Raw genomic sequence first — 17,136 nt, 5'->3', positions numbered from 1 at the left:
GTAAATGAAAAAAACAGTCGTCTACTCCTTGTTATTCGGAACAATGTTGCTTGGCGCCACTGTTCCTGCTGAAGCGGCGACGGTCGTTTTTGATAGCGAACAGTCGATTGTTTTTACCCCAAGCACAGATGGGACGGATCCAGTAAATCCAGAAAATCCCGATCCAGAAAAACCAGTTCGACCAGTCGATCCAACGAATCCTGATGGACCTAATCCAGGTACCCCTGGGCCACTTTCCATCGATTATGCCTCAAGTTTGGATTTTGGGAGTAATGAGATATCGAATAAGGATCAAACGTATTTTGCCAGAGCGCAAACCTATAAAAATCCAGATGGTTCAGCAAGTGAATTGGCAACTGCTAATTATGTACAAGTAAGTGATTTACGGGGAACCAATGCTGGCTGGGTTTTAAAAGTGAAACAAAATGGTCAATTTCGTAATGCAGAAACATTACACAAAGAATTAACAGGCGCCATCGTTGCCTTTACTGAGCCCAGTGTGCGCTCAAATGCGACGGACGTATTGCCGCCAACTGCTACCGCAAACATTCAATTAGATGCTGCGGGCGCAGAAACTGTTGTCATGCAAGCCCCAGAAAAGACCGGCGCCGGAACGTGGATCACGCTGTGGGGGCAAGCAGAAAAAGTGACCGAAAAAAATCAACAAGGACAGCAAGTAAATGCCACGATCACACGGGCAATCTCACTAACTGTTCCCGGGAAAACCCCTAAGGATGCAGTACAATATAAAACAACATTGACTTGGCTACTTTCAGATGTACCAGTAAATAATGGAGGGAAATAAATGAAAAAGACAAAAGTAATGACATTGATGGCAACCACAACTTTAGGCGCATTGGCACTTGTACCAATGAGTGCATTAGCAGTCGACGGTGGTGAATACCAAACAAACGGAGCGATTCAATTTGCACCAAATACGAACCCAACGAATCCAGTTGATCCGACGAATCCAGATCCGGATAAACCAATTACGCCAGTTGATCCAACTGATCCGACAGGGCCTAAGCCAGGGACAGCAGGTCCGTTATCCATTGACTATGCATCTAGCTTATCTTTTGGGGAACAAACGATTACCTCAAAAAATATGACCTACTATGCAGAAACACAAAAATACAAAGATAATGCTGGTGCCGACCAAGAAGGCCCGAACTTTGTTCAAGTCTCAGATAATCGTGGGACTGAAACAGGTTGGACGTTAAAAGTAAAACAAAATGGTCAATTCAAAACTGAAGCCAACCAAGAACTAACAGCGGCCAAAGTAACTTTAAGCAACGGACGCGTGGTTTCAGCTTCACAATCTGCAAAACCAACGACAGCGCCAGCTACGATTGAATTAAACCCAACTGGGGCTGAATCAGTGGTCATGGCTGCTGGCGATAAAGAAGGTGCGGGTACGTACTTAATGAGCTGGGGCGATAGTGTAGATACCGCTAAAACAAGTATTTCCTTAGAAGTACCTGGTTCAACCACAAAATATGCGAAAAAATACACGACAACTTTTACTTGGACTTTGACAGATACACCTGCTAACACAGGAAACTAAGAACGACAGCATACACGCAAGATCGGGATATAAGTCAAAAATTTTTGGCTTATCTTTCGGTCTTTTGGTGCTTATAATACAACAAAGAATGACAGACATAGGAGAATGAATATGAACAGATGGAAAGTATATGCAACGGTAATCGCTTGTATGTTATTTGGCTGGATTGGCGTGGAGGCGCACGCTTCTGAATTTAATTTTGCGGTCACACCAACAATTCCCGAAAATCAAGTGGACAAATCAAAAACCTACTTTGACTTAAAAATGGCGCCTGGTGCCAAACAAACCGTAGAAATTCAGTTACGTAATGATACAGATGAAGACATTACCATTGAAAATACAGTGAACTCAGCGACAACGAATTTAAATGGCGTAGTAGAATATGGCCAAAACGGGATCAAACCTGACAAAACTTTACGCTTTAACTTAAAAGATTATGTGGAAGCACCGAAAGAAATCATCTTGCCGAAGCATTCCCAAAAGACCTTACCTTTAACCATCACGATGCCTAAAGATTCTTTTGATGGCGTGATGGCTGGCGGTATAACACTCAAAGAGAAAAAGAAAGAAACCACGACTTCTGCGGATCAATCAAAAGGGTTAGCTATTAATAATGAATACTCCTATGTTGTGGCTATTATTCTTCAGCAAAATGAGACAAAGGTTCAACCAGATTTAAAATTACTGGGGGTTAAACCAGGCCAAGTCAACGCGCGAAACGTCATCAATGTTTCTTTACAAAACCCACAAGCGGCCTATTTAAACCAATTACATTTAATCAACACTGTTTCAAAAGGAGGCGAAACGCTTTACCAATCCGATACTGAGGATATGCAAGTGGCGCCAAACTCTAACTTTAGTTACCCAATTTCTTTAAAAGGGGAACGATTAACGCCAGGAAAATATGTCTTGAAATCAACGGCCTATGGTGTAAAAGATGAAAAGGGCACCTATCAAGTCAAAGGCGCCAATGGTGAAGAACGGTACCTGTACAAATGGGAATTTACAAAAGAATTTACTATTTCTGGGGACGTCGCTAAAGAATTAAATGAAAAAGACGTAACCATTAAAGGAACCAATTGGTGGTTGTATCTACTGATTGCATTCATCATTCTAGCGCTGCTCTTATTGATTTTCTTCTTGTATCGTAAAAAGAAAAAAGAGGAAGAACAACAATCTGAGTAATAAAAAGGGCTATCTATTGACAAAAAGGGTTTTCCTTGTAAAAGTAAAGGTACTTTTACAAGGAATTGCTTCCCATAAAGTAGAGGTAGAGAGAGTGAGAAGCCATGAGAAAAAAGTATCTTTTTTTATTTAGTTCTTTGCTAATTTTTACGGCTGTCGAAATAGAACCAATTCAAACATTGGCGACACCTATTTATAATCCCTTAGAACCAACGGAAGAAATTCAACCAAAACCAGAATCAATCACCCCTCAGGAAAAGTCAGAACCGGAACAACCTGCGCCAACCCCTCCGGAAGATCAAAAAACTACGGTTCCTTCTGAAGAAAAAAAGCCTTCACCCAAGAAAAAAGACAAACCTGTGGAGAAACCGGCAATGTCAAAAGAAAAAAAGAAACAAACAAAAGAAACAACGGCTCATCCCTTACAAGTGAATAAAGATTTTGTCTTTCCTAACGGACTTGGTGCAGGCGGCGATGAAGAATCTGAAAGCTATTTAGCAGCGGTTGGGTACTTTCTTTCAGGAAATGGATTGTATGGGAAAAAAATGGATGTGAGAGAAGTCTATGATATTGATGATGTTTTTAAATAAAGTGGATAAAAGAAAAATCGCCTTATTTCAGTTACTGGAAAATGCACCGATGTTAACAGAGTCAAAAGAAACCGTAATGCAGGAGTTAGAATTATCTGAATTTATCGTGAACAAAACGGTCGCTGAATTAAATGCCGATTTTATTGAATTTGGTTTATCAGAGGATTTTCAAATTGTGAGCGATGGTATTTTCTTAACGCTTAATGAATCAGGAACGGAAACTTCCGCTACTTTGATTGATTGCTATATTAAAGAGTCGTTACGTTTTGCTATGTTTCAAGATTTCTTTTTTCAGCGTTTTGATTCTGTAAATGAGTTTGCTTTAGAACACTTTGTTAGTCACACATTGGCTTATAAGGAGTTCAAGGAATTAAAGAAAATGCTGGAAAATTATCAAATTACAATTAATAAAGAATTTCACTTGGTGGGAAATGAAACCAATTTACGCGAAGTCACAACACTGGTTTTTTTACAATTATACCAACGTGATTTTTCATTGTACGGTAAAAAAGTTTTAGAGCAGATTCGGAACTTTGAGCTATTTTTTTCTGAGAAGGTACATCTTAATCAGCGTGCGGGCTATGCACAAGCTAAATGTTTTCATTTTTTGGCGGTTTCTTTAGTACGAACGCAGCAACAGTTTTATGTAGAGAAAAAAGTAGATTCGCAAGTGTTAAAACAATTAGCCGGTGACAATCAGCAGAATGTTTTCAATTGGTTAGAGAGTCTTCAAGACCCAGAACCACAACGAACAAACGAAGGCAATTATTTACTCTTATTTTTAATTGCTGAAGAGTGGCTTCAAGTAGCTTCAGCAGCACTTTGCCAAAGATTTGCAGAAATTCAACAATTGAATCGTGACTTGTTAAGCTATTTAAAAATACAATTTCAGCTTTCTGAGGAAGTCCTGCAAGGTTTTGAACAAAAAGTAACAATCGTACATTTTAAATTGTTCCATTTTCCAATAGAAGCAAACTATAGTTATCGCAAAATGGATATAACCTACTTTGCAGAAACGTATACAGAGTATTTTTCTGCTAGTCGACAATTTATTCAAGAACAAAAAACGAATCCCGCTGTTTGGGATGCCAGACAGTTTTTATTTTATCGGTATCTGTTGTTAATGGTGGATGCGTTACCATTGAAAAAAGTTTTGGCTCCGATTACATTGTGTGTCGACTTTTCCTTTGGTGAAGCCTATAATCGTATGATACAAAAAAATATTGAAAAAATTACGGAATGGAATATCATTTTCAAAGCACATGTAGATGAAAGTGTACAATTAATTTTATCGGATATTCATTTTGTCGATTGGCCTGAGATTACTCAAATTATTTGGCTAGCGCCACCACGTCCTGTTGATTGGTCGCATTTTATTAAAACGCTGAGTGCACTAAGACCGCACTCGGGAGAAGAAAACAAGGTCGGGACAGCACCGCTTAGCTCCGAGAAATAAGAAGAAATTTCCGGAAATTGTTCTTTAATTTTTGGATAATTTCGGCTTATTTCCGAAGGAGCTGGTTCTGTTCCCGCCGTTTATCAGATTTTGAGCGTGGAGCAAAAATCCAAAGTGATTTTTGTACCACGCTTTTTCTTTTAGAATATAAAAATTAAAAATAATAAAAAAGTTGAAACTTTTTATGCTTGTGATTCGTCTATATAAGTGTACAGGAAAGGAGGTTCCAGAAATCGATGGTTTTCGATGGTTGGAAAAGAAAAAAACAAATTCGCGCGTTAGAAACGCTTGTGGATACCAAATATGAAAAAATGTATCGCATTGCCTTTAACTATACACATTCGAAAGAAGATGCCTTGGATGTGATTCAAGAAAGCTTTGAAAAGGCACTGAAGGCCATCCAAAAAGGACCCGATATTAAGGATTTTGAAGCGTGGTTCTTTCGAATTCTGCTTTCTGTAGCGACAGATTATTGGCGTAAAAAGAAACGAGAAGCTGTTCATATTGAAAAAGATGAACATGTGTTAGCTCTTTTAAATAATCCCCAACGCAGTTTTTTAGAAATTGAAGAAATTATTAATCAATTAGATAGTCCCAATCGTGAAATTATTCTATTAAAATTTTTTGAAGGATTTACGCTAAAAGAAATCGCCTTGATCCTGGATATTAACGAAAACACGATTAAAACGAAGATGTACCGCAGTTTGAATGAACTCCGAAGTCTATTGAATTAGTAAAAGAAAGGAAGCGAAAAAATAATGGAAGATTTTGTAAAAAGCGTTGTTAAAAACTTTTCAAAAGAATACCGCCAACAACCGTTGCCAACGGATCTACAAGCGGAAGTCAAAGCGCGTTTTCATAAAGAGAAAAAGCGGTACACCTGGCTTCGTTTTAGAAACCGCTCACTGCAAAGTAGTTTAGTGGTGGCTTGTGGCTTTGTCTTATCAGTCAATTTGTTTCCAGGTTTTAGTGAAGCAGCCCGCAACATTCCTGTGTTAGATAAAATTGTTCAATTAGTCACCATCAAAACGTTGACAGCGAAAAAACAGGAAAGTGAAGTAAACATCGATGTCCCTAAAATCCAAACATCCCAAGAATCTTCAGTAGCCGACACGCTCAACAAAAAATACTTGAAAGAAGCCCAAACAGAATTTCAACAAGTCAAAGGGCAATTGTTTGATGGTTCTCGTGTTTCAGTCACTGGAGATTATGAAAAAGTCGTGGACGACCGTCGCTTCCTAGTGGTCAAACGAACCTTCACAGAAATTAAAGGCAGTTCTGCGACGACAACAAAATATGACACCATCGATAAACGAGCCAATGTTGTCGTTTCACTCCCCTTAATTTTTAAAAATGATTTTTACATTGATGTCATTAGTAGTGAAATTAAACAACAAATATCAGACCAAATGAAGAACGATAGCAATAAAATATACTGGTCCGAAAAAGAGGATGCCCCCAGTGATGTTCAACCCTTCAAAAAAATTAAAAAGGACCAACCTTTCTATATCAATGAAAAACACCAATTAGTGATTGTGTTTCCTCAAGGAGAGATTGCGCCTTACTATATGGGCACCCCTGAATTTGTGATTCCTAATCAAGTCATTGAGAATGAATTGGCAGCGCCTAATTATTTAAAATAAACTCAGCAAAAAACACGCGACAGTTTTAAGAAATGTCGCGTGTTTTTTACTGACCTAACCAAGTCAGTTGCGGTTTTACTGAGAGAAGCGTACACTAGAATTAAGCATAACAAGAAAGGGCGAATGGCAATGGAAAAATCAGAAAAAATTAGTATTTTACAAGATGTGGTTAAAATTAAATCTGTAAATGGAAACGAAGAAGAAGTGGCAATCTATTTACAAAATCTTTTGAAAAAATATGAGATCCCTTCTGAACTTGTTTCTTATGCACCAAATCGTAGTAGTTTGGTTGCTTATTTAGGTGAAAACCGAGAAAAAGTCTTAGGGTTTAGTGGCCACATGGACGTGGTTTCTGAAGGGGACGAAAGTCAATGGACTTTCCCGCCATTTGCGGCCCATATTGAAGGAAATAAATTGTATGGCCGTGGCGCAACGGACATGAAAAGCGGCTTAGTCGCAATGGTTTTAGCAATGATTGAATTAAAAGAAAAGGAAGTTCCATTAAATGGAGCGGTTAAATTTTTAGGTACAGTTGGTGAAGAAGTCGGCGAGCTAGGCGCTGGCCAATTAACTGAAAAAGGCTATGCGGATGATTTAAGTGCCTTAGTCATTGGAGAACCAACCAATTATAACTTGATGTATGCGCACATGGGTTCAATTAACTATTCTGTTGTGTCACACGGAAAAGAAGCCCACAGTTCGATGCCAGAAGAAGGCATTAACGCGATTAATAATTTGAACGAATTTATTACAGAAGCAAACCAACAAATGGCGGAAGTCACAGCAAACTATGAAAATCCTGAATTAGGTCGAACGATTCACAATGTAACCGTCATTAAAGGTGGCACACAAGTGAACAGTATTCCAGGTCAAGCAGCCTTGCAAGGGAATATCCGTTCAATTCCAGAATTCAGCAACGACCAAGTCATTGCATTATTACAAAAAATTGTCGATGAATTGAACAAAAAAGAAAAACATCAGTTAGAATTAACGATTGATTACAATAAAATTCCTGTAAAAGCTGAGAAAGATTCTGCGTTAATTCAAGCCATTCAAGCCCAATTTGATCAACCATTACCATTAGTGACAAGCGCTGGGACCACAGACTTAGCTGAATTTACTAAATCAGACAATACATTTGATTGCGTTGTCTTTGGACCAGGTGTGACCACTACTGCACACCAAGTCGACGAATATGTCGAAATTGATAATTATTTAGATATGATTGATAAGTATCAAGCGATAGCAAAAAGTTATTTAAATTAAAAAAATGTCGCGCCTGAATCATAAAAATCAGGTGCGACATTTTTTATAAGGTTTATTCCACCACAGTCCATTCATTTAAGGTTTTGCCGTTCTCATCAACTAGCTCTAACCAGCTGTTTGTTCCAGCAAAATAGAGAAACAAGCCGACTTCATTAACGCTTTTTAAGACGATATCTTCCGTTGTGACAAAGTCTTTAAATTGGCCCTTGCGTTCATCACGAAGTTTTTCACCAAATCTAGCGGAGAAACCGACAGACCCGTCTTTATTTAAAGGGGCTTCGGGCATCATTGTCGCGCCAGCTTTAATAAGCATTTCATTGCGCTTTTGCCAAAAAACAGTTGCTTTGCTTTGTCGAGTATCAATATAAAAAGGAATTTGGCTGACTTCTTTTGTCCATTTGTGGCGTGCTTTGGCTGGTCTGGCTTTCTTCGGCGCCGGTTTTTTAAACAGAGAGTAGCCAAAACGTTCCAAGATAAAGGTGACTGTTTCTTTATAGTTAGTCACTGTCGCTACCGCACTTTTCGGAATTTTGACTGTCGTTGGGGTTGCTTCCAATGTTAAACCACTTTCTTTCGCATCATCTAGGAAAGCTTGCGCTAAATAGGCAAGTTCTGTGTCCCAAGTCGGTTTCAATAAAATCGAGTGATCAAAAGAAACTTCTTTATATGTAGCTTTTTCTTCAGCAAGTCCTAAAGCAACTAGTTGGTTATCTCTTAGCAAGAAAAGAATCGCTGCCTCTTTTTTCGGTAATTTAGTTGTTTGTTCAATGATTAAGTGGGCCTGATCGGCTAAATCAATGAGTGTCTTTGTTTTTTTTAGATCAACGGTTAAATGTAAGTCCATGAAGTCTGCTCCTTTATCGTTAGTTTCTTCATTGTATCATGAAACAGCGTCTTCGTCTTTTAACGAGTCAGCGACCTTACAATATTGTTTGAAACAAAAAGAAGCTTTCGTGGTATACTTACTCACATACATAATTTTTAATGAGGAAAGTAGAGGAACAAGAATGAAAACACTTGGCAATATTTTATGGTTCATCTTTGGCGGCTTTTTTGGTGGCTTATCTTGGCTATTCGCAGGCGTGATTTGGTGTATTACAATTATCGGTATTCCGATTGGTTTACAATGTTTTAAATTAGCGGGGTTGAGCTTTTGGCCGTTTAAAAAGCGAGTCGTGTATAGTGATAGCGGCGTATCTTTGGTGGTAAATATTATTTGGCTGATTATCAGTGGACTACCATTAGCAATTGGGCATTGTATTAGTGGCTTGTTGCTTTGTCTGACAATCATCGGTATTCCGTTTGGGCAACAGTCCTTTAAATTGGCGAAATTAGCGTTAATGCCGTTTGGGGCCCGTGTTGTTTCAACAACTGATTTTTATTTTGAATAGTCAGAGGTTTCTCATTGACAAATAAAACGAAACAGCGTATTCTGTAAATGTAACAAATAACGTTACATTTAGTTTGGAGTGATTAGACATGGCCATGTCAACGAAATTAAGTGTTGCGATTCATATTTTAAGTTTGATTGAAACAGGTCCTCAAGAACAAGTGACTTCTGAATACATTGCTTCGAGCGTGAATACGAATCCAGTCGTTGTTCGACGACTAATGAGCCAGTTAAAAAAAGCCGGCTTGATTCATTCCATGCGTGGAGCCAATAAAAATACCTTATTAAAGAAACCAGAAGAGATCTCACTGTATGAAATTTATACAGCGGTTGAATTGGAACGAGAGATTTTCAATATTCATCAAAATCCTAATCCAAACTGTTCCGTTGGGGCAAATATCCAATCGGTACTAGAAACTGAATTTACTAAAGTGCAACAAAAAATGGAAGAAGAATTGAAAAGCATCACCTTAGCAGATGTGATTCATGAAATAGAAGTTAAGAGAGATAAGTAATCTCTCTACTTTTAAAGTATTAAATGTAACTATTTTAGTTCTATTTAAAAATGAAAGGATGATTTACATGAAAGTAGCAGTATTAGGAGCAACAGGAAAAGAAGGACAATTACTTTTAGCAGAAGCTAAACGTCGCGGGATGGACGTGACAGCCATCGTTCGTAATGCCTCAAAAATAACAGATGGCACACCGACCATTGAAAAAGATGTTTATCAATTAACAACAGAAGATATTCAAGCGTTTGATGTATTAATTAGTGCCTTAGGATTCCCTGATGTGCAAGATTTCCCCAAATCTACCCAGCATTTGATTGAGATTTTAACCAATCAAAAAACGCGCTTGTTTGTCGTTGGGGGCGCTGGAACCTTGTATGTGGACCCAGAACACACAACTCAATTAAAAGATACACCATCATTCCCAGCAGAAATTCAGCCATTAGCTTCGGCGATGGGCGAAGCTCTAAACTTATTGAAAGAAGCTCAAAACATCCACTGGACCTATATTAGTCCTGCAGCCATGTTTGATGCTGAAGGTCCTGCGACAGGCCATTATGAAGTCGCTGGCGAAGAATTAACAACCAATAGTCAAGGTGACAGCTACATTAGTTACGCAGACTACGCCGTTGCCATGTTAGATGAAGTGGAAAGTAATGCACACCCAAATCAACGAATTAGTGTGTATCAATAAAAGAAAAAAATCATAAATAAAGAAAGAAGTGAGAGATAAAATGTTTTATCTCTCGCTTCTTTCTTTATTTACACAAAAATTAATAACATTTAGAACAAGGTGTTAAGCCTCTTGCTTGGGCATCTGCCAACGTAGTTGCCGTATAGGTTCCATTTCCACATTTGCGTGCATGGTATTTACTGCCAGTTGGTGTCACAAGAACAGTTGCGCTTGTTTCTGGACCAGCATTTGCAGCAGCAGTCTCGACTTCCGCCGGCGCCTGTGCGGCTTGTTGCGCCTCTGCTTCAGCTTGCGCTTTTGCTGCCGCTTCGGCTTGTTCTTTTTGCGCTTTTTCAGCGGCTAGTTTCTGAGCTTCTGCTTCTTTTCGTTGTTTTTCTTTGTGGGCATCTAATTGAGTTTTAACAACGGCTACCCGTTTTGTTAAAGCTTGATTTGGGGAGTTTAAAGCGTCAATTTGTTTGATCGCTTCATTATAGTAAGCTTCATTAGTTGGTTCTTGTTCAGCTTTTTCAACAGCGGCAGTTGCACTGGCGACTAATTGTTCATTTTTTTCTTTTTCAGCGATAGCGGTTTGAACAGTCGTTAATCGTTGTTGAAATCCTTCTTTGCCAACTGGGGCAGCAGCTACTAATTTTTCAGCTGCTTGATAATCGCTTTTACTTTTAGATTTTTCAGCAGTTGTAACTGCTTCATCAACAGGTACTGCTTCTTTGATTTTTTCAAGGCGATCATTGTATTCCTCGTATTCTTGACTTAATGAAGATACTAAGGTTGCGGCTTCATCATAGTTTTTCTGAGAAGGTTGTTTTTCAGCGTGAGCTAAGGCTTTTTCTGTTTTGGCCAATTCTTGCTCGGAATCTGTGATGCTCGCAATAAATTCTTTTGACGGTGTGACTTCGACTGATTTTTCAACTTTGGTATCTTTCTTCTCAGCAACAAAAGTGATTTTTTGCGTTTTTTCATCGGACAGTTTTACTTTGTAAGCAAACGTTTTGTCTTTCGTTTTTACTTCCTTGCCATTGGCCGTTAGTTTGCTGTTGCCGTCGTATTCGCCTTTGATGGTGGCTGAGCCATTGGCATCGGTTTCAACACTCTCTGCATCAAGTGAAAGCGTTGGGGAAGAATCTGTCGTGGCAACCCCACCAATAAATAGAGCGGCACTTGCTAACGCGGCATAGCCATATTGTTTTTTCGGTTGTTTCTTAATTAATGCTTTGATAGTCAGTCCCCCGCTGACAAGTAACCCTAATAGACCCAAAAGTCCTAATACTACACTCATTCATTTCTCTCCTTTCGATATAACGTTATTATACAATGTATTGTGAGAAAATGAACATTTTTTTCGTAATAATTAATAAATTTCCTGATAAAAAAATTATTTCCTGGAGCTCAAATTCTTTTGTAAAAATTTTGTTGTGCTAAAATGGAAAGTGAGTTTAACTACGTATGTTATTAGAGAAGGGGAAATCAATGAAAGCAGAAATCATTGCAGTCGGAACAGAGTTATTACTGGGACAAGTAGTGAATACCAACGCCACCTTTTTATCAGAAGAGTTAGCTGCGCTAGGCATCGATGTTTACTATCAGACCGTTGTTGGCGATAACGGCGGCCGCTTAGAAACGCTACTAACAGAAGCAGAACAAAGAAGTGATTTAATTGTCCTTTGTGGAGGGCTAGGACCTACAGAAGACGATTTAACCAAGCAAGTTGTCGCACAACATCTCCATAAATCATTAGTAGAAGATCAAGAAGGATTGAACCGCTTACACCAGTTTTTCCAACAGTCTAAGCGGCCAATGACGGAAAATAATCTACGACAAGTGTTAGCCATTGAAGGTGGACAAGTTCTTCAAAACCCGACAGGATTAGCGGTTGGTTCTTTCGTAACAGAAGGCACAACAAGCTATTTGCTCTTACCAGGGCCGCCCAATGAATTAATTCCGATGTTTCAACAAGCGGCACGACCTTTATTGATTAATGCGTTTCCACAAGAAGAACAATTGATTTCAAGAGTCTTGCGTTTTTATGGCATTGGTGAATCACAGCTGGTGACCGAGATTCAATCGTTGATTGCGCACCAAACGAATCCAACCATTGCGCCTTATGCTAAGCCTAATGAAGTGACACTTCGTTTAACAGTTAAAACAAAAGACTTAGTAGCTGGCGAAGAATTATTAACAGCGACGGAAGAAAAGGTTTTAGCTAAAGTGGGAGACTATTTTTATGGGTATGGGGATGACAATAGTTTAGCCAAGGTAACAGTGGATTTGTTATTACAAAACGGACAAACCGTCACGGCTGCTGAGAGCCTCACCGCTGGCCTATTCCAAAGTACACTGGGGGAAATTGCGGGTGCTTCGAAGATTTTTAAGGGAGGCTTCGTGACGTATTCGCAAGAAACAAAAGAGAACTTTTTAGGAATTTCTCATGAACTTTTAGAAGAACATGGCACGGTAAGTGAAGCGTGTGCCAAAGAAATGGCAGAGAAAGCGCGTCAGTTAGCTAAATCTAACTATGGTTTATCATTTACTGGGGTCGCTGGTGACCCAATCGAAGGTCAACCGACAGGCACTGTTTGGATTGGGCTGGCGGAAGAAGGCCAACCAACCGTTGCAGAATGTTTCCATTTTAACCGTGACCGAAATTATATTAGACAGAGTGCGGTTATGCGAGGATTAGATCTTTTGCGGCGCCGAATCATTAATAAAAAATAAATATGCGAATGTTTGTTCGGTTTTTTCTTGCTTTTTTGGTACAAAAGAGATATGATAGACCTACTAACAGGAAATGAAAAATAAGTTTATATAAATTAAAGGAGGATTATCCATTGGCAGATGATCGTAAAGTGGCTTTAGATGCCGCACTGAAAAAAATTGAAAAGAACTTTGGGAAAGGCTCTATTATGAAATTAGGCGAAAAAGCTGATCAAAAAATTTCAACTATCCCTAGTGGTTCTTTAGCGTTAGATGTTGCATTGGGCGTAGGTGGGTATCCACGTGGCCGAATTATTGAAGTATATGGTCCTGAGAGTTCAGGTAAAACAACTGTTTCTTTACACGCAATTGCAGAAGTGCAACGAAATGGTGGAACAGCCGCTTTTATCGATGCTGAGCATGCATTGGATCCTCAATATGCGGAGAAACTAGGCGTTAACATTGATGAATTACTTTTATCTCAACCAGATACGGGCGAGCAAGGCTTAGAGATTGCCGATGCCTTAGTTTCAAGTGGTGCGATTGACATCGTTGTCATCGACTCGGTTGCTGCGTTAGTTCCTCGTGCAGAGATTGATGGTGAGATGGGAGCGAGCCATGTCGGCTTACAAGCTCGACTAATGTCTCAAGCACTACGTAAATTATCAGGCTCAATTAATAAGACAAAAACAATTGCTATTTTCATTAACCAAATTCGTGAAAAAGTTGGCGTGATGTTCGGAAATCCTGAAACAACTCCTGGTGGACGTGCATTGAAATTCTACGCAACGGTTCGTCTAGAAGTCCGTCGTGCAGAACAGTTAAAACAAGGAACAGACATCGTCGGTAACCGCACAAAAATTAAAGTCGTTAAAAACAAAGTGGCGCCACCATTTAAAGTGGCAGAAGTTGATATCATGTATGGCCAAGGGATTTCCCAAGAAGGCGAATTACTAGATATGGCTGTGGAAAAAGACCTTATCAGTAAAAGTGGTGCTTGGTATGGCTACAAAGAAGAACGAATTGGCCAAGGCCGTGAAAATGCTAAACAATACATGGCGGATCATCCTGAAATGATGGCAGAAGTGTCTAAATTGGTCCGTGATGCATATGGCATCGGTGACGGTTCAACCATTACAGAAGAAGCAGAAGGTCAAGAAGAATTACCCTTAGATGAATAAATAACGAGTGAATACGACTCGTTAAGAAGAAGGACAACACTTACTGAACAGGACAGGTGTTGTCTTTTTTTGTTTAGAACTAAATTGTTAAATAGACTGTTGTCCATGTCCGAACCCATCCACATCAAGCAGCTTAGTCAAACAGCAGACTATGCGGCGTTTGTTCTAAAATTTAAACAATTTGTGATGGCGGAAACCTAAAAATGTGACGTTGTCTAATATTTGCTGCCCTTTCCAAAAGAAAGGGCTTTTTTAAGTTGACACCTTTCGCGACAAACATTAGAATAAAATTGTGTGTATGCACAAATATGCAAGTAGGCATATTGATAATTGATTTTAGTTTATCAAAAAACTACAAGATATGAATTAACAAAAAGATAGTATGGAGGTGGAAATATGGTTTTAAATATTCTCCTCGCTATCGTCGGTTTGATTGTCGGTCTTGGTTTAGGATTTGTTATTGCAAAGTCACGTCATGATAAAGCAATAAATGGTGCAAAAATTTCAGCGTCGAGTATTCTCGAGAACGCTCGGAAAGAATCAGAAACACTGAAAAAAGAAGCATTGCTAGAAGCTAAGGAAGAGAACCAGAAGTATCGTTCAGAAATTGAAAGTGAGTTGAAAGAAAGCAGATTAGAACTTAAATCTCAAGAAAATCGTTTAATTCAACGGGAACAAACGTTGGATCGTAAAGATGACTCTCTTGAAAAACGTGAAGGCTCACTGGAAGAAAAAGAAGAGAAACTTGGTGCTAGACAGCAATTAATTGATGAGCGAGAAAAAGAAGTAGAAAACTTAATTAATCAGCAACATCAAGAATTAGAACGAATTGCTTCCCTTTCAAAAGAAGAAGCAAAATCGATTATTATGAAGTCAACAGAAGAAGAGTTGAATCATGAACTAACCTTGATGGTCAAGGAGTCAGAACAACGTGCCAAAGAAGAATCTGATCGCAAAGCGAAGAACTTGCTTTCCCTAGCAATTCAACGTTGCGCCGCCGATTCTGTTTCTGAAACAACTGTTTCCGTGGTCACTTTACCAAATGATGAGATGAAAGGTCGCATTATTGGTCGTGAAGGACGTAATATTCGTACATTGGAAACATTAACAGGGATTGACTTAATCATTGATGATACGCCAGAAGCGGTTGTGTTATCCGGATTTGATCCAATCAGACGAGAAATCGCTCGAATGACCTTGGAAAAATTAATCCAAGATGGTCGGATTCATCCCGCTCGTATCGAAGAAATGGTAGAAAAATCACGTAAAGAAATGGATGAACGGATTCGTGAATACGGAGAACAAGCAGCCTTTGAAGTAGGTGCTCATACGTTACATCCTGATTTAATTAAAATTTTAGGCCGTTTACGTTTCAGAACAAGTTATGGTCAAAATGTCTTGAACCACTCAATCGAAGTAGCAAAACTGGCTGGCGTTTTAGCCGCCGAATTAGGCGAAGATGTTCAATTAGCCAAACGTGCAGGTTTACTACATGATATTGGGAAAGCATTGGATCATGAAATTGAAGGTTCTCACGTTGAGATTGGCGCAGAATTAGCTGCGAAATATAAAGAAAATTCAGTAGTTATTAATGCCATTGCCTCGCATCATGGTGATGTGGAAGCAACCTCAGTTATTTCTGTTTTAGTGGCAGCCGCAGATGCGTTATCTGCAGCCCGTCCAGGTGCACGTAGTGAATCGTTAGAAAACTACATTCGCCGCTTAGAAAACTTAGAAAATATTTCTAATAGTTTTGAAGGCGTTGATTCAAGTTTTGCTGTTCAAGCAGGACGTGAAGTTCGTGTCATGGTGAAACCAGAAGAAATTTCTGATTTAGAATCTGTTCGTTTAGTTCGAGACATTCGGAAGAAAATTGAAGATGACTTGGATTATCCAGGACATATCAAAGTAACGGTTATCCGTGAAACACGTGCCGTAGACTATGCGAAATAAAATAAAAAGCGAATAAGTATCGCGTGTAGTGTCTCAACGAACAATTGCAAGGATTGTTCGTTGAGACACTTTTTTTAATCTTTTAAAACCAAAACTTTCTTTTCAAAGCGAAAACAACTATAATAAACAAGAGATGTTAAAAAGAGAAGAGGAACCTTTTTGCGTATATTATTTATAGGAGATGTTGTCGGTTCTTTAGGAAGAGAAGCCTTAGCAACGTATGTCCCTAAATTAAAGAAAAAATATCGTCCACAAGTGACCATTGCCAATGGTGAAAATGCGGCATCTGGTCGGGGAATTACTGGCAAGATTTATAAGAAATTTTTGCAAGATGGTGTCGATGTTGTTACGATGGGTAACCATACGTGGGACAACAAGGATATCTTTGAATTCATTGATGATGCGAAGAAAATGGTTCGTCCAGCGAACTTTCCAGAAGATGTGCCTGGTCAAGGAATGGTTTTTGTGAAAGTCAATCAATTGGAACTAGCGGTGATTAATTTACAGGCCCGCACATTTATGGTGCCATTGGAAGATCCTTTCAAGAAAGCCGCCGAGTTAGTAGCTATCGCTCGCAAACGGACACCGCTCATTTTTGTGGATTTTCATGGCGAAACGACGAGTGAAAAACAAGCCATGAGCTGGTTTTTAGATGGCCAAGTTTCAGCCGTTGTTGGAACACATACGCATGTTCAAACAAATGATGCTCGGATTTTACCGAAAGGGACAGCCTTCTTAAGTGATGTCGGTATGACCGGTCCTTATGATGGGATTCTAGGAATGAAGCGTGAACCGATTATTGAGAAGTTTATGACAGCATTGCCGAAGCGCTTTGAGGTAGTCGAAACAGGGCGGACAATTTTATCTGCCTGTATTTTAGAGATTGATGACCAAACGGGCCAAGCGAAGATGATTGAGCCGATTCAGATTAGTGAAGATCGCCCGTTTCAAGAATAATAGAAGAAAAGTTAATCTCGGATCATTAAGAGGTTAACTTTTTCTGCTCTTATA

Annotated in this window: 17 protein-coding genes; 15 read left to right on the top strand and 2 right to left on the bottom strand. The window is 39.1% G+C overall.

What is annotated here, in order from left to right; translation table 11 throughout:
* The first annotated feature begins 4 nt into the window (after nucleotides 1-4).
* The 8 genes from IGL56_RS12255 (at nucleotide 5) to IGL56_RS12220 (ending at nucleotide 7,704) form a co-directional block, all read left to right on the top strand.
* Nucleotides 5-805, top strand: coding sequence for a WxL domain-containing protein (locus IGL56_RS12255; RefSeq protein ID WP_002392703.1), 801 nt, complete (start codon nucleotides 5-7; stop codon nucleotides 803-805).
* On the top strand, nucleotides 806-1,564 hold the full coding sequence (locus IGL56_RS12250) for a WxL domain-containing protein (RefSeq protein ID WP_002385163.1): 759 nt from the start codon (nucleotides 806-808) through the stop codon (nucleotides 1,562-1,564).
* Nucleotides 1,565-1,669: 105 nt separating this feature from the next.
* Nucleotides 1,670-2,749, top strand: coding sequence for a DUF916 and DUF3324 domain-containing protein (locus tag IGL56_RS12245; protein WP_002360976.1), 1,080 nt, complete (start codon nucleotides 1,670-1,672; stop codon nucleotides 2,747-2,749).
* A gap of 104 nt (nucleotides 2,750-2,853) precedes the next feature.
* Nucleotides 2,854-3,339, top strand: coding sequence for a hypothetical protein (locus IGL56_RS12240; RefSeq protein ID WP_002354843.1), 486 nt, complete (start codon nucleotides 2,854-2,856; stop codon nucleotides 3,337-3,339).
* The gene (locus IGL56_RS12235) at nucleotides 3,314-4,795 is read left to right on the top strand and encodes a helix-turn-helix domain-containing protein (RefSeq protein WP_181034698.1); all 1,482 of its coding nucleotides are present in this window, start codon (nucleotides 3,314-3,316) and stop codon (nucleotides 4,793-4,795) included. The genes IGL56_RS12240 and IGL56_RS12235 overlap by 26 nt, the downstream gene beginning before the upstream one ends.
* 236 nt (nucleotides 4,796-5,031) lie before the next feature.
* A complete protein-coding gene (locus IGL56_RS12230) occupies nucleotides 5,032-5,529 on the top strand; it encodes an RNA polymerase sigma factor (RefSeq protein WP_002354845.1) in 498 nt (165 codons plus the stop codon).
* 24 nt (nucleotides 5,530-5,553) lie between these two features.
* A complete protein-coding gene (locus IGL56_RS12225; RefSeq protein WP_002354846.1) occupies nucleotides 5,554-6,438 on the top strand; it encodes an RsiV family protein in 885 nt (294 codons plus the stop codon).
* 129 nt (nucleotides 6,439-6,567) lie between these two features.
* Nucleotides 6,568-7,704, top strand: coding sequence for an ArgE/DapE family deacylase (locus tag IGL56_RS12220; RefSeq protein ID WP_002367472.1), 1,137 nt, complete (start codon nucleotides 6,568-6,570; stop codon nucleotides 7,702-7,704).
* Nucleotides 7,705-7,756: 52 nt separating this feature from the next.
* Here IGL56_RS12220 and IGL56_RS12215 read toward each other — a convergent pair whose 3' ends face one another.
* The gene (locus tag IGL56_RS12215; protein ID WP_002367471.1) at nucleotides 7,757-8,548 is read right to left on the bottom strand and encodes a hypothetical protein; all 792 of its coding nucleotides are present in this window, start codon (nucleotides 8,546-8,548) and stop codon (nucleotides 7,757-7,759) included.
* 163 nt (nucleotides 8,549-8,711) lie between these two features.
* On the opposite strand from IGL56_RS12215, the gene IGL56_RS12210 reads away from it, so the two are divergent.
* From IGL56_RS12210 to IGL56_RS12200, 3 genes are all read left to right on the top strand, one after another.
* Complete coding sequence (locus tag IGL56_RS12210) at nucleotides 8,712-9,095, top strand: YccF domain-containing protein (RefSeq protein WP_002354850.1); 384 nt, start codon at nucleotides 8,712-8,714, stop codon at nucleotides 9,093-9,095.
* 88 nt (nucleotides 9,096-9,183) lie between these two features.
* Nucleotides 9,184-9,609 carry an Rrf2 family transcriptional regulator gene (locus IGL56_RS12205; protein ID WP_002383201.1) on the top strand — a complete coding sequence of 142 codons (426 nt, stop codon included), beginning with the start codon at nucleotides 9,184-9,186 and terminating at the stop codon, nucleotides 9,607-9,609.
* Nucleotides 9,610-9,667: 58 nt separating this feature from the next.
* Nucleotides 9,668-10,297 carry an NAD(P)-dependent oxidoreductase gene (locus IGL56_RS12200; RefSeq protein WP_002354854.1) on the top strand — a complete coding sequence of 210 codons (630 nt, stop codon included), beginning with the start codon at nucleotides 9,668-9,670 and terminating at the stop codon, nucleotides 10,295-10,297.
* Nucleotides 10,298-10,376: 79 nt separating this feature from the next.
* Here the strand turns inward: IGL56_RS12200 and IGL56_RS12195 are convergent, their stop codons facing one another.
* The gene (locus tag IGL56_RS12195) at nucleotides 10,377-11,576 is read right to left on the bottom strand and encodes a hypothetical protein (RefSeq protein WP_002354856.1); all 1,200 of its coding nucleotides are present in this window, start codon (nucleotides 11,574-11,576) and stop codon (nucleotides 10,377-10,379) included.
* 191 nt (nucleotides 11,577-11,767) lie between these two features.
* On the opposite strand from IGL56_RS12195, the gene IGL56_RS12190 reads away from it, so the two are divergent.
* From IGL56_RS12190 to IGL56_RS12175, 4 genes are all read left to right on the top strand, one after another.
* Nucleotides 11,768-13,012 carry a competence/damage-inducible protein A gene (locus IGL56_RS12190; RefSeq protein WP_002354857.1) on the top strand — a complete coding sequence of 415 codons (1,245 nt, stop codon included), beginning with the start codon at nucleotides 11,768-11,770 and terminating at the stop codon, nucleotides 13,010-13,012.
* A gap of 113 nt (nucleotides 13,013-13,125) precedes the next feature.
* Nucleotides 13,126-14,172, top strand: a complete 1,047-nt coding sequence (gene recA, locus IGL56_RS12185) for a recombinase RecA (protein ID WP_002354860.1) — start codon at nucleotides 13,126-13,128, stop codon at nucleotides 14,170-14,172.
* Between the two features lie 396 nt (nucleotides 14,173-14,568).
* On the top strand, nucleotides 14,569-16,125 hold the full coding sequence (gene rny, locus IGL56_RS12180) for a ribonuclease Y (RefSeq protein ID WP_002354863.1): 1,557 nt from the start codon (nucleotides 14,569-14,571) through the stop codon (nucleotides 16,123-16,125).
* Between the two features lie 159 nt (nucleotides 16,126-16,284).
* Entirely contained in the window at nucleotides 16,285-17,082 is a 798-nt protein-coding gene (locus tag IGL56_RS12175; protein WP_002354864.1) for a TIGR00282 family metallophosphoesterase, read from the top strand.
* Nucleotides 17,083-17,136: the final 54 nt, after the last annotated feature.

The sequence above is a fragment of the Enterococcus sp. DIV1316a genome, assembly GCF_050536915.1.
GTDB classification, from domain to species: Bacteria; Bacillota; Bacilli; order Lactobacillales; family Enterococcaceae; genus Enterococcus; species Enterococcus faecalis.
Note: the sequence above shows the minus strand (reverse complement) of the source record. Positions and strands in the feature narration are given on the sequence as shown.